The 13,630-nt window shown below is 50.6% G+C and carries 13 protein-coding genes; 9 read left to right on the forward strand and 4 right to left on the reverse strand.

From position 1 onward, the window contains the following. Positions 1-106: 106 nt before the first annotated feature. Positions 107-1,723, reverse strand: a complete 1,617-nt coding sequence (locus tag PDUR_RS11190; RefSeq protein WP_042206337.1) for a DUF4179 domain-containing protein — start codon at positions 1,721-1,723, stop codon at positions 107-109. Continuing rightward, positions 1,689-2,246: an RNA polymerase sigma factor gene (locus tag PDUR_RS11195; RefSeq protein WP_330217264.1), complete on the reverse strand. Its 558-nt coding sequence runs from the start codon at positions 2,244-2,246 to the stop codon at positions 1,689-1,691. Before PDUR_RS11195 ends, PDUR_RS11190 begins: the two co-directional genes overlap by 35 nt. Before the next feature lie 110 nt (positions 2,247-2,356). On the opposite strand from PDUR_RS11195, the gene PDUR_RS11200 reads away from it, so the two are divergent. Genes PDUR_RS11200 through PDUR_RS11210 form a run of 3 tightly spaced genes read left to right on the forward strand, consistent with a single transcriptional unit; the run spans position 2,357 to position 5,079 of the window. Next, positions 2,357-2,893, forward strand: a complete 537-nt coding sequence (locus PDUR_RS11200) for a DUF6431 domain-containing protein (protein ID WP_156130276.1) — start codon at positions 2,357-2,359, stop codon at positions 2,891-2,893. Positions 2,894-2,933: 40 nt separating this feature from the next. Then, complete coding sequence (locus PDUR_RS11205; protein ID WP_042205201.1) at positions 2,934-4,286, forward strand: DDE-type integrase/transposase/recombinase; 1,353 nt, start codon at positions 2,934-2,936, stop codon at positions 4,284-4,286. Further along, positions 4,279-5,079 (forward strand): ExeA family protein, encoded by an 801-nt coding sequence (locus tag PDUR_RS11210; protein WP_042205200.1) that lies wholly within the window; start codon positions 4,279-4,281, stop codon positions 5,077-5,079. The genes PDUR_RS11205 and PDUR_RS11210 overlap by 8 nt, the downstream gene beginning before the upstream one ends. An 85-nt stretch (positions 5,080-5,164) precedes the next feature. Here the strand turns inward: PDUR_RS11210 and PDUR_RS28750 are convergent, their stop codons facing one another. After that, complete coding sequence (locus PDUR_RS28750) at positions 5,165-5,308, reverse strand: hypothetical protein (RefSeq protein ID WP_156130427.1); 144 nt, start codon at positions 5,306-5,308, stop codon at positions 5,165-5,167. A gap of 253 nt (positions 5,309-5,561) precedes the next feature. Here PDUR_RS28750 and PDUR_RS11215 point away from each other — a divergent pair, with 253 nt between their 5' ends. Further along, positions 5,562-7,508 (forward strand): primary-amine oxidase, encoded by a 1,947-nt coding sequence (locus PDUR_RS11215; protein ID WP_042206338.1) that lies wholly within the window; start codon positions 5,562-5,564, stop codon positions 7,506-7,508. Positions 7,509-7,736: 228 nt separating this feature from the next. On the opposite strand, the gene PDUR_RS11220 is transcribed toward PDUR_RS11215, so the two are convergent. Further along, the gene (locus PDUR_RS11220; protein ID WP_052410181.1) at positions 7,737-8,582 is read right to left on the reverse strand and encodes a helix-turn-helix domain-containing protein; all 846 of its coding nucleotides are present in this window, start codon (positions 8,580-8,582) and stop codon (positions 7,737-7,739) included. 285 nt (positions 8,583-8,867) lie between these two features. Between PDUR_RS11220 and PDUR_RS11225 the strand changes: the two genes are divergently transcribed. From PDUR_RS11225 to PDUR_RS11245, 5 genes are all read left to right on the forward strand, one after another. Next, positions 8,868-9,227 (forward strand): hypothetical protein, encoded by a 360-nt coding sequence (locus PDUR_RS11225; protein WP_042206339.1) that lies wholly within the window; start codon positions 8,868-8,870, stop codon positions 9,225-9,227. A 35-nt stretch (positions 9,228-9,262) separates the two neighbouring features. Then, on the forward strand, positions 9,263-10,393 hold the full coding sequence (locus tag PDUR_RS11230) for a class II histone deacetylase (protein WP_042206340.1): 1,131 nt from the start codon (positions 9,263-9,265) through the stop codon (positions 10,391-10,393). Positions 10,394-10,425: 32 nt separating this feature from the next. Continuing rightward, on the forward strand, positions 10,426-11,739 hold the full coding sequence (locus PDUR_RS11235) for an extracellular solute-binding protein (RefSeq protein WP_042206341.1): 1,314 nt from the start codon (positions 10,426-10,428) through the stop codon (positions 11,737-11,739). Positions 11,740-11,817: 78 nt separating this feature from the next. Further along, positions 11,818-12,699, forward strand: a complete 882-nt coding sequence (locus tag PDUR_RS11240; protein WP_042206342.1) for a carbohydrate ABC transporter permease — start codon at positions 11,818-11,820, stop codon at positions 12,697-12,699. A 44-nt stretch (positions 12,700-12,743) separates the two neighbouring features. Then, complete coding sequence (locus tag PDUR_RS11245; RefSeq protein ID WP_042209284.1) at positions 12,744-13,610, forward strand: carbohydrate ABC transporter permease; 867 nt, start codon at positions 12,744-12,746, stop codon at positions 13,608-13,610. Positions 13,611-13,630: the final 20 nt, after the last annotated feature.

Consider the following 13,630-nt stretch of genomic DNA (forward strand, 5'->3'; position numbering starts at 1 on the left):
CTCACTGCCTAATATCCGATACCGAATACTGATATTCAAAGAGGGAAACGATGGTTCAATAATAAACATGAATAGGCTGCCGTGGAGACACAGCAGCCTTACAATATTAACGGACAGGTAAAATATCTTCCCAATATTTAATGGGTTCGTTATTCTCAAGTCCGGGGATTGGTCTGCCTTTCGGGAGGTCAAAAGACCATTGAACATCTGAGTAATACCGACCAACAATACTACGAATCAACGTAAGTTTCGTCGGCATGCAGGATAATCCTTTGATGATAAAATTTCCATCCTGAACTTTCGTACCAAGATCAATACTCCCGCGAAACTCTACGGGGTATTTATTGCCTTTATCATCAATGGCTTGCCATTGCTCGACCGCTGGATTGGCCATATTCACGTATTCACCCTTAATTTTGATTACTCCAGCCGATTTCGTTTCTTGATTCTTGGTAACTCCAGCCGCTATCGCTGCTTGTTGATCAGGATCCTGAATAACCTTAAAGGCTTCAAACCATACTTTATCGCCTGAATTGCTAAATACGGCATTTTCTTTGTTCAGCTTTGATGGATAAATGACTACGGAACCCTCACTCTTCTCAGGGATGGAATATCCGTCCAGAACCATCTTAATGCGCTGTGAATCGTAAGGCAGATCAATAAAGGTATACACCCAGTGGATCCCTTGTTCCGTACGTTTGGATGTTTCTCCCGCTAACATAGAAATCGAGTGCATTTCATTAACTTGCGATATTATATTTCCTTGTTCATCTTCAAAATGAAACATTAGTTTCTGCATCTCTTCCCTATTAGCAGGAACGTTATTTCTTGCTTGTTGGCTTAGCGATGTAGTAAGTTCTAGTTTCACTCCGCTCGGAGTATGGGTCAGTTTGTTCATTTGGATATTCAGGCCTTCTGGAGTAACATAGTGTTGATTGAGCTCATCTACAGTAGTTAAAGAGTCGGCTCTGGTCAAGTCTACCGGGAAAGAAAATTTCCAGTTCCCTTTTGTTCCTTTGATCTTATCAATGCGGCTCTCTACAGTAATTGTTGGAGAAGTAAGTTCTCCTTTATAAATATAGGTAAAAACATCTACGCTGCTATTTCCGCTTCCAAATCTCCCTAAGCCAATTTCATTCCCTTGTTCATCCTTAACGCTGATTTGTTCCCAATTAAATCCTTGTAGAACCGGTTTGCCAAACCGATCGGTGACCTTTACTGCTATTGTGAGTCTAGCCGCGTCTGCTGAAACCTCGTTCACTTGAATTCTGTAGCCGTGACTTCTGATATCGATGTCTGGATCTTGAATGAGACCTAATTTTTTGGACTGCTCCAGTCCAGGGTCCAGTTCGGCGTCAGACGAAAACATGGATCGAACAATTTCCGCGATTGATGGATTTGCATAGATTAGTGACCCGGACAGAATAAGTAGAATCGCCGCGGCAGCAGCCCATCGTTGTAAATTTCTGTATTTCCGGCGAGAAGGTTTTTCAGGGAAAATCATATTTTTATGTACCGCCTCTTCAACTGGTTCTATCTCTGTTTCTTGCAGAGCTTCCAAGACTTGATTGGTGAATGAAGCAGGTAATGATGCCTGAAACAAGGCGCCGGACCATTCGGATTGTTCTTGCAGCAGCTGTTCGTAACGAGCTAAACAAGATGGACAGTTCTCAATATGCTTCTCCAGCTTATTCAGGTGCCTGTTTATAAGAGATTCTTCCATCTGTACAGTGCTCCAGCATTTCATTAAAGTCAACTCCTTCCTTTGTAAGCATCTTTTGAAGTCTTTTTTTAGCCCGATGTAATCCGTTTCTGATTTGGTTCATACTGAATCCCGTTATTTGTTCTATTTCTTCATAGGTCAGGTCATTTGTATATCTCAGCATTAGCATTAATCTGTAGTTGCTTGGAAGCTTATCGACTATACGGGAGAGTTCGTTTCTGGTCTCCTGTTGTATGGCTTCACTCTCCGGATTAGGGAGCGGGCTCATAAGATCGGCAGGAATTTCTTGATGAATAAGTTTTTTTCTCCCCCTGAATTTTTCTTGGAAGATATGAATAGCAATGGTGTAAATCCATCCTGCAAAGCTTCGGTCTGTATGATGGTGCCCCAGCTTACGATAAGCTGTTATAAAAATTTCCTGTGTCATATCTTGAGCGTCTTCAGGAGATGTTTCTGCTAAAGCATAACGCCGCGAAGCTGGCGGGATTGCCTGTCCGGAAGTTGCCAGATATAATGACCGTATTCTAGCAAAGGAAAAAGGATACTTCCATCGCGTGTATGCCTGCTAGCACAGGCCGCACCGGAAATATCCTTCATCATTAGACATGGTCATTGTAACAGAGTATGCGCTGGTTGAAAAGATCCCTGGTGTTTTTCGTCAGGGGTGCGGAGGAGGTGCCCTGCCCGTGCTGCACAGAGAACCTGGAGATTATCGGTAGCCGGGAGCGGAAGGTCCGGGGTGGGGGTGGTGAGCTGCGCCAACTGGTGATTCGCAGACTCCGGTGTGTGGGATGCCGCAGGATTCACCATGAGCTCCCGGATCTACTCATTCCCTATAAACGGTACGATTCCCGTTGTATCGAACAGGCGGTCACGGAGCCGGAGGCGTCCGTGACCGCCTGCGCGGAAACCTCTACGTTACGGCGTTGGAAGGTCTGGTTTCGCGTGCTCTCTATCTACTTCATCCTCGTTCTGCAGGCGCTGGAGGCTCGGATGTCCGGCCTCGCTCCCGGGTCCCCCGAAGCTTCGGATCACCTGCGTATGACCTCCGCCCCCGCCTTTCGTCAGCAAGGACCCGGCTGGCTGGCCAGACTTGTCCGCCCCGTCGCAAACGCTCATTTGTGGGTACATACCCGTTTTGCCTATCTGTCCGCCCCGGCTCTACGGTAGACTCTCCTTGAGTTCATTTCAGGAAGGAGTTTACCGACCCATGAAAGACCAAAAGAAAGCCGAAGCCCTCGCCGCAGAGCGGATGCAGCTTCTCGCTCCCCTGCTTGCCGAAGGGCTGGACCCGGCCAAAGCCCGGGAGATGAAAGCGCAGATTTGTAAGCAAACCGGACTCTCCGAACGTACCTTGCGCCGGTATTTGGCGAGTTACCGGAGCGAAGGATTTACCGGCCTGAAGCCCAAAGGCAAAGGGCGGCAGCCCTCCGAAGAGATTCTTCCTACCGCCGTGCTCGAGCAAGCGATTCTCTTGCGCCGGGAGGTCCCCGGCCGCAGCGTCGCACAGCTCATTCAGATTTTAGAATGGGAAGGGCGGATTTCGCCGGGCCAAATTAAGCGTAGTACCCTGCAGGAGAGACTGACTGCCTGTGGCTACAGCTCGCGCCATCTGCGGATGTACGCCGAATCCGGGGTTGCCGCCAGACGCTTCCAGCAGCGCCACCGGAACCAGCTGTGGCAGTCAGACCTCAAATACGGACCGTATTTGCCCCTTGGCGAAAGCGGGACGATGAAACAGGTGTATCTGGTCGTGTTCATTGACGACGCTACAAGGTTTATTCTGCATGGGGAGTTTGTGCCGGTCATGGACCAGCGGCTGGTCGAATCGGCGTTTCGCCAAGCGATCCAGAAGTATGGGGTACCAGAAGCGGTCTATTTTGACAACGGCAAGCAGTACCGTACCCAAGCCATGACCCGGATATGTTCCAAGCTCGGAACCCGGCTGCTCTATGCGAAGCCCTACTCGCCTGAATCCAAAGGCAAGGTCGAACGGTTTAACCAAATCGTCGATTCGTTTCTGAGCGAAGTCGCCTTGGAGAAGCCGAAGACACTCGAGCAGTTGAATGAGCGCTTCGAGGTATGGCTCTCGGAGTGCTACCAGCACAAGCCCCACTCCGCCCTGCCGGACAAGCAAAGCCCGGAAACGGCGTTTCGGAGTGACAAGAAAGCGCTGCGGTTCATGGACCCGGATACCTTGGCGGACGCGTTCTTGCATAGTGAAAAGCGGAAGGTCGACAAGTCGGGCTGCATTAGCTTCATGAACCGAAAGTACGAAGTGGGCCTGACGGTCATTGGCTGTACGGTCGAGGTGGTTTATGACCCGGCAGACCCCACGGAACTGACGATTGAGTATGAGGGACGAGCGCCGTGGCGGGTGCGCGAGATGGAAATCGGTCAGCGGGCGGGAACCCGTCCGGCGTTGCCGGAGCACCTGGGCGCATCTATGACCGACACGTCGAGACTGCTGGAGGCGGCAGAGCAGCGACACCAGCAGCGCAAACAGCGGGAAGCACCTGCGGTGACGTACCGCAGAGTGCAGGCGGAGGATGGCCATGTTTGAGTCCTTCTACGAGTTGCACCGTGCTCCGTTCTCCAGAGATCTTGCGGTAGACGAGTTATATGCGTCTGCGTCGCAGGAAGAAATGCTCGGGCGTCTGGCCTATGTCGCGGAACGCCAGTGGTTTGCCGTGCTCACAGGGGACTGCGGGACCGGGAAAACGACTACGATCCGGCGGTTAGCCAAGGAACTGGACGAGGCGCGCTTTAAGCTACTCTACCTGTCCGATTCGAAACTGACCCCGCGCCACTTCTACAAAGGGCTGCTGGAGCAGCTCGGCTGTGAGTCGAAATTTTACCGGGGGGATGCAAAACGGCAGTTACACCGGGAGATTGAACTCATGCGTGGGATTCACCGGCTACAGCCCGTGGTCGTGGTCGATGAAGCCCATCTGCTGGACCGGGAGATGCTGGAGGAACTGCGATTTCTACTAAATCTGAAAATGGATTCACAGAGTCCGATGGCCCTGATTCTGGTGGGGCAAAGCGAACTGTGGGACCGGCTGGGGCTGCAAGCCTATGCGGCGATCCGCCAGCGAATTGATATGCAGTGTTATCTTCCGCATATGGACCGGGCGGAAGTGGGGGCCTATATGAAGAGGCATCTGAGTGCAGCAGGTGCCGAGCATGAACTGTTTACGGAGGCGGCGATGGATGAAATCTACCGTTTTTCCAGCGGAGCCGCCCGGCTGGTGAACAAGCTCTGTACCCACGCGTTGATCTACGGCGCACAGAACAAGCACCGGATTGTGGACGACCATATGGTAAAGCGCGTGATCCAGGGAGAATTGTCATGATTCTCCCTGCTTTTCTATCCTACTGCGGACAGCATGGCCGTCAATAGCAGGACAGCTTACACCGTCAACCTCCGGTCATTATGGGTTAGCAGTAACAAGGAGAGGCGCCCATTTTTAGAAGCAGACCGTATACTTTATTTTTATATTTGTCTACCAGGAAAGCGTATGATTCTTTATTTCCTCTTAATACATCCTGTATTTTGCTAAGCTCCAGTTCTTTAGCATCCATTTTTTATCCTCCTTTCCGCTTGTTCTGCTTCTAAGATGCAGTAAACCATTAATTGTTCTCACTTCATATCAAAAAAATTAATATGTTTTCCCATTTTCGTGTTTTTGACGGCTTTTTTCTTTGCGTTAAAATAGCGCCAAGTCCGCTCTCCTTTCCGTTATTTCCAATACAAGCCGCTCAAACTTCAATAAGATGTAATCGTTAGCGGTTCACCTATCATGCCAAATTCGTAAAAAGAGGAGCAGTGAAACGTATGATCATTTCGACAAGCAATCATCCCTTGGAGCCTTTGACCGCGGAAGAGATTACAGCCGCTGTTCACATTTTGAGGGCGGAGAAGGATTTGGACGAGTTCTGCCGGTTCGCAAGCGTTAACCTGCTGGAGCCTTCGAAGGAACTGGTGCTACGGTGGAGCCCTGGCGATTCCTTTGAGCGGGAAGCGTTCTGTATTGTTTTCAACTATAAAAAGAACCAGACGTTCGAAGCCATCGTATCCTTATCGGGCAATAAAGTGAAGTCATGGACGCATGTTCCTGGTATGCAGCCCGGGATTCTGCTGGAGGAATTTGAGGCCTGCCAACGAATCGTCAAAGAGCATCCGGAGATGCAGGAGGCATTTCGTAAGCGCGGGATCACGGATTTTGCCCGGATCATGGTGGACCCTTGGTCGGCGGGAAATTTCGGAATCGAGGAAGAAATCGGGGTTCGTCTCGTCCGCGCGATCTGCTACTACAAAACTTCGGATTACGACAATGGCTATGCGCGGCCTTTATCCGGTCTGTATGCGATCTTTGACCTGAACCGGCTGCAAGTCATGAAGATTGTTGACAAAGGCCCCGTTCCACTGCCGCCGCTGGACGGCAATTATACCCCGGATAAGGTAGGTCCGCTTCGAACCGACCTGAAGCCGCTTGAAATTGTTCAGCCCGAAGGGCCGAGCTTTACGACCAACGGGCATGAAATTAGCTGGCAAAAATGGAAAATCCGCTTCGGCTTCACGAGCCGCGAAGGCTTGGTACTACATACGGTGAGCTACTGGGACAAGGATGTATACCGCCCGATCCTGTACCGCGCTTCGCTATCGGAAATGGTGGTGCCTTACGGGGACCCGACCAATCCGGTTAACCGCAACAACGCCTTTGACGCGGGTGAATATGGCATTGGCGCGCTGGCCAACTCACTGGAGCTGGGATGTGACTGTCTGGGCGAAATCCGGTATTTTAACGCGAATCTCGTAGACGGCGAAGGAAATGCAGTCGTGATCAAAAATGCGGTCTGTCTGCATGAAGAAGACTTTGGCATTCTGTGGAAGCATACGGATTGGAGAACGGGGCAGGTCGAAGTCCGCCGATCCAGGCGGCTCGTGCTGTCGAGCATTTCGACGGTGGGAAATTACGAGTACGGATTTTTCTGGTACTTCTATCAGGATGGAACGATTCAGTTTGAGGTCAAGCTAACGGGAATTCTCCATACCCAAGCGCTGGAGCCCGGCGAAAGGGTGCCTTACGGCAATCTGATCGCACCGCAATTGGTGGCGGCCCATCACCAGCATTTCTTCAACGTGCGGATGGATATGATGATCGACGGCGTGGACAATTCCATCTATGAGGTCAATACGTCCAGCATGCCGCCGGGACCGGACAATCCTTATGAGAATGGGTTTATTCCGGTATCAACCCAGCTGAAGACAGAAACCGAAGCCATACGGGACATGGATATCCGCTCCTCGCGCTATTGGAAGATTGTAAACCCTGCTAAGAAAAATCCTGTGGGCGATCCTGTGGGCTACAAGCTGTTCCCGGGCGAGAACGCCTTTCCCTTTGCCAGCGATAACTCCAGTCTTATCAAGCGCGCTGGCTTTCTGAAGCATCACCTGTGGTGCACGCCGTACAATCCGAAAGAAAAATACGCTTCCGGCGACTATCCGAACCAGCATGCGGGTGGAGCGGGTTTAAGCTCCTGGGTACAGCAGGATCGGTCCCTCGACAATACGGATGTAGTCGTATGGTACACGATGGGCCATCACCATGTCACACGGCCGGAGGATTGGCCGGTCATGCCGACGGCTTATATCGGATTTTCGCTGAAGCCGGTAGGCTTCTTCGACCGGAGTCCCGCGCTGGACGTACCTCCGTCTAAGCCTAAGCACGGTTCCAGCTGCCATTCGGACCATGGTCCGAGCTGCGGTTCCAAGAAATAACCGGGACTTTGCCATAATCTCGCGTACGAAGTAAAAGGGGCTGTCCCAAATGTCATCCTAAATGACTTGGGGACCGCCCCCTGTTTCCATTTTGTAGAACAAAAAGAAGCCGTTCCTTAGTGAAATGGAAGTGTCTAGCAACCATTCCAAAGGAGGGCTTCTTTTGTACGTTCACTATACCATGGATTCGGGCAACTTCCTCGAAGCGGCCCCCGAAAAAAGGTCTTCTTATACCGAAACCGTCATTCGCTCGGAATCGAGTGTGAACTGATCCCATTTTGCCTTGATTTCAACAGGCGTATACTTGCTGAATTTCTTGAATTCTTTGATCAAGTGGGATTGATCGTAATATCCCTGCTCATCAATAACCTCGAAGGGCTCAAGGTTATGCTTCAGCATCATAATGAGCGAGTGTTGAAACCGTATGATTTGGGTGAACATCTTGGGGGAGATGCCGAGGGTGTCTTCAAATTTAATGCGGATATATCTCGTAGAGTAGCCGGTTGCGTCGGCGAGTTGATTGATCGTGATGTTTCCTTTGCTGTGATAGATCTGATTGATGCAGTAGTCAATAAGATTGGGCGATTGATAGACGTCGAGCAAAGTGCCGAGCAAATATTTTTCGAAATAATGGATACGCAGTTGAAACTCATCATGCCGCAAAATATCCTCGTAAATCCCGAGCTTGCCTTTAACGAGATCCATCAGCGGGATTTCGGTTTCCAGCGCTTCTTTCAGACTCAATTTCCGGTTAATGCCTGACTCCGGCAAGAATCTGACTCCGAAGTAGGTGGTTCCAGCCTGAAAATGAATCTGCCGGGTTTGCAGGACGCTTCCGCATACGTGCGAGTAAGGCCTCAGCGGGTCGCAGCCGAACAGAATATCGACGCAGCCGTCAGGCAGCACCCGGATGATGTCGGAATCCCGATTCATTTTGAATTGGAAGTACAGAACGGAATGGTTCAGCTTGGAACAGTAGTTGACCGATTTCTCTATATAATATTCCGTATCCATTTCGAAACCGATTTGCACAGGAACAAATGTACAGGTTGAAAGCTTGCCGTTTTGACCCATCAGATGACCTCCCGCTGGTATTCAAGTCAAGTCATTCCGCAATCGGATTTAATTAAAATTTAAACAATTCAATTTGTTAATTATGTTAATATAGGTTACATTACATAGTCAATGAAAATAATTCATGATTTTCATGTCGGTTTCTTGTTCCCTTTTTTCCTATAAAGCGACAAGAAGTGCGCCTATGATTGAATAAAAAAGCAGCACAGTAACGCAAGATGTTGAATTAGTTGACATTAATGCGGCTGCTTGGCGAAATTTGTCGATCAAGGAGGGGATGAGATCATGAAAAAGGGTTTCGCACTGACGGCGCCGAGATATTCATTCGTTGCGCTGGCGTCAAGTTCGTTGATGCTCTTGCTGCATACCGTTCACCTGCTGCTTGCTCCGGCTCTGGCCCAGGCCGCGCACCAGCATGCACACACTCAGCAGATGGACCACAGCGGGCCATTGACCTACCTGATTGTGACAGGGATTCTGGGCATTTCCGCCGTGTGCGTCTACTGCGCGGTTCGGCAGCTGGCAGCGGCGCGCAGCCAGAAGCATCGCGGCGGATCGGCGGTGCTCTGCAGCGCAATGTCCGTAGTATCAATCGGTATAACGGGATATACCCTGTTGTCCGTCGCCCGGCATTTCATGAGCTGACAGGAAAAGAAACTTGTTGATGGAGGAGATACGCCTTGAGTTTACAAACCGGGTTCATTTACGACGAAAGTTATTTTTGGCATGATGCCGGAAACGGGGTGCTTGGCTGGCGGGCCGGCGGATGGCTGGAGCCGGACACCTATGCAGAGAATCCGGCGACCAAGCGGCGTCTGAAAAATCTTCTGGATCGGAGCGGCTTTATCAAGGAATTAAAATCCATCGCCCCCCGGAAGGCAACTCCTGAAGAAATCGCGCTGTTTCATACCCCTGAGTATATCAATAAGGTAAAAGCCTTGAGCGATCAGCAAGGCGGCGATGCGGGAATGATGGCGATCGTCGGCATCGGCTCTTACGAAATCGCGCAGCTGTCGACAGGCGGGGCGCTGACAGCGGTGGACGCAGTGATGAAGAGGGAAGCGGCTAATGTTTATGCGTTGACGAGACCGCCCGGACATCATGCGGAACGTGATAACGGAATGGGATTTTGCCTATTTAACAATGTGGCTGTCGCCGCGAATTATGCCCGTGAACAATACGGCCTGAAGCGCATTCTGATTATTGATTGGGATGTGCACCATGGAAATGGAACGGAAAGCGGCTTCTATGACGACAATGAGATCCTGTTCGTCTCCCTGCATCAGGAATTCAACTTTCCTTATAACAGGGGCTTCGTCAGCGACATAGGGGAAGGCAAAGGACTCGGCTACAACGTGAATATTCCTCTGCCGGCCGGAACCGGTAATGCCGGGTATCTCTACGCACTTGAGAAGGTTGTCTCTCCGATTGCGGAACAGTTCGAGCCTGAACTGATTCTGGTGTCGGCAGGACAGGATGCCAGTCCCTTTGATCCGTTATCGCAAATGATGGTTACGGCGGCGGGGTTTGGAGAGATTGCGGCTTTTGTGAAGGGAATGGCGGAGCGTCTCTGTCAAGGACGATTGGCTGTCTGCCATGAGGGCGGCTACAGCACGGGTTATGTTCCGTTTTGCAGCTTGCGAATCATCGAGTCGCTTAGCGGGAAGAAGAGCGCTGTGGAAGGAGATCCCTTTCAGATGGGAATTCAAGGTCTGCCAACGAATACGTTGTTCCCCCACCAGAAAGAGGCGGTCGATCAAGTTGTAAAAATACAGTCTGAATTTTGGGATATAGGTAAGGGGTTAGCATAACAATTCTATTTCATTTTCCCGGAGGGTTGATTATGAGACAAGCACGAAGCTTCATTTTAATCACAATGATATGTTTACTCGTTGTTACTCTGGCCGCCTGCGGCTCCGGCAATAACACAGGAACGGATAAAGCTTCAGGCTCTGATGCGCAGAGCGGCACCGAAAAAATCACCCTGACTCTTCAAACCCCTGTAACCGGACAGGAAAGAGTCTCTGATAAAATCATTGCGGATTATCAAGCGGAGCATCCGAATGTAACGATTAAAGTGGATGCGCTCGATCTCGGCGCCCATAATGTAAAGCTGAACACGCAGGCGGCCGCCGGAGCGCTATCGGATATCGTCGTAGTGAACGCGGGCGCCGCGATGCAGCCTTTTGTCGATGCCGGACTGCTTGCCCCGCTGGACGACATTCTGGAGAAGGACGGTCTGAAGGATACCTTCCTTCCGCTGGTTCTGGACGGCTATAAATTCAATGATCAGCAATATGCGCTGCCGATGGCGTATAATCTGACCGCTTTGTTCTATAACAAGGCCTTGTTTGAGAAGATTGGGGCCGAGGTTCCCACAACGTTCGAAGAGCTGGTGGAGGTTTCGAAGAAATTCAAAGCCGCGGGCATTCTCCCCATCGCCCTTGCCGAGAAGGAGGCGTGGACGGGAGGGCTCTTGTTCGGATCTGTTCTGACGCGGCAAAACGGCGGCCCGGGATTCATTAAAGATGTCCTTGACGGCAAAAGAAATTTCCAAGATCCCGACTTTGTTGAATCAATCAAGAAATTTGAGGATTTGATCAAGGCCGGAGCGTTCCAGGAAGGGGTAACGGCGGTCGATTATTTTACGGGACTGAACCAGTTCCTTAACGGAGAAGCGGCCATGCATATTAACGGCACCTGGATCAGCGCCGCCTTCCCGACAGCCAAAGCGATCAATGATCTGCGAGTTACGGAATTCCCGACGGTTAACGGCAAAGGGCAGATCACCGACTTCAGCGCCGGACCCGGCATTGCGCTTGCTGTCTCCTCCAAGGGCAAGCATACCGAGCAGGCCAAGGATTTTGTCCACTATTATATGATGCATTTCCCAAGCGTTTCGCTGGATATGGATAATGCGATCGGCATTGCGCAGAAGATCGACGGAGATTTGAAAGCGAAGGGATACAGCGATCTGAACATTCAGATTCAGGAACTGTTCACCAAGATCAAGCGGGTCGAGCCGGTGGACGCCAATCTGAACGCCGCAACCTCGGAAGCGCATAATAAGACGCTGCAAAACCTGTTCATCGACCCTAACGTCAAGCCGGAGGATGTCGCCAAAGAGTATCAGGATGCTTATGAGGCCAATAAGTAGACGGATTGCCGCCGAGGGGGACTCCGGGTCCCTCTGGGCGTTACCGGATTATTTTGTTAAGAAGAAGGGGGATTTGGGATGAACGGAGGATTGCGGGTACCCAGAAGAATCTATGCCGTCTTTGTGCTCCCGTCCTTGCTGGTCTATCTGCTGCTGGTCTTCTTTCCCATTCTGACATCGGTCTATTTCTCCATGCTGAACTGGTCAGGAATCGGGAAATCGAAGTTTATCGGTCTGCAAAATTTTGTTAATCTCTTCACGAAAGACCCGGTATTCTGGACCTCGCTCAAGAACACGTTTTTGATTGTCGGTTATTCTCTGATTGAGCTGCCGTTAACTTTTCTTATCGCCATTCTGGTCAACCGCCACGTCCGGCGGTCCAATTTTCTCATCTCCGTCTACTTTATCCCGATCATCATGTCGAGCGTTGTGGTGGGCCAATTGTGGAAGGCGATATACAACCCGGTATCGCAGGGGGGAATGCTGAACAAAATCCTCATTTCCACCGGGCTGGAGAGCTGGACAAAAGCTTGGATTGCCGATCCTTCAACCGCCATTTACGCGCTGATTATTGTCGGGATGTGGCAGGTGTTCGGCTATTATGTCCTGCTGTATTTTACCGCTATCCGCGGCATTCCGGACGAGTTGTTCGAAGCGGCCCGCATAGACGGAGCCGAAGGCTTGAAAGCGGACCTGCATATTACCCTTCCTTTGGTTGGTTATGTCATTAAAATTTCAACGATCCTGATGGTGGTGGGCGCGCTGAAAGCCTTTGACATCGTGCTCGTCATGACGGGCGGCGGTCCCGCGCATAAAACGGAGGTCATCTCCTCCTATATGTACAACATGTCCTTCATTTCGCTGAAATACGGTTACGGAAGCGCGTTGTCGACGGTGCTGGTGCTGCTGTGCCTGATCGCGACCGTCATTATGAATAAAGCGTTCAAGCGTTTTGATTGAGAAATCCGAAAAAACAGGTGGTGAACACATTGAAAAGCGCGGTTATGGAACAGTCGATAGTGAAAGCGCGAAGAGCCGGGAGCAGACGCATCAGCTTGAAGAAGGTTCTCATACGCGGCCCTTTATTGATTCTTGTAGTGACTCAGGTATATCCCCTGTTCTGGCTGCTGCTGTATTCCCTTAAGACGACCGACGAGATCATGAAGGGAAGCTTTATTGCGCTGCCGGATTCCTTCCGGTGGGAGAATTATGCGAAAGCATTCGTGGAGGGGCATTACCTGCAATATTTATGGAACAGCATTGTGGTTACATGCATCACCGTGGCAGTCACCCTATTTTTAAGCACGATGGTGTCGTATGCGGTAGCCCGGTTCAAGTCCCGAATGGCCAAGCCGGTTATGCTGCTGTTCATGATTGGCATCATGATCCCGATTCAGTCTACATTGCTGCCGCTGATGATTATTTTCAGAAAAATCGGAATATTGGACACGCATCTATCCCTGATTCTGCCTTACGTCGCCTTTTCCATACCGATTGCCGTCATGATCATGTCCGGTTTTATGCGAGACATTCCCTATGAACTGGAAGAGTCCGCTTTTATGGATGGGGCCTCGATTCTGCGCATGTTCTTCAGCATTGCCCTGCCGATCTGCATGCCGCCGGTCATGACCGTCTGCATTCTTACCTTTATCAGTAACTGGAATGAGTATATTATGGCGGCTACCTTTCTCTCATCGGTCGATTTAAGGACGCTGCCGTTTGGAACTAACAGCTTTATGAGCCAGAACAGTACGGATTACGGAGCTTTGGGCGCGTATCTGGTAATGTCTGTTCTGCCGGTGATCCTTGTCTATTTCTTTCTGTCGGAAAAAATCACCAGCGGCATGATGGCGGGAGCCGTTAAAGGCTGATCGCGAAATCATTTAAGCGG

Origin of the sequence: Paenibacillus durus (assembly GCF_000756615.1) — a bacterium.
Taxonomy (GTDB): Bacteria; Bacillota; Bacilli; order Paenibacillales; family Paenibacillaceae; genus Paenibacillus_AQ; species Paenibacillus_AQ durus.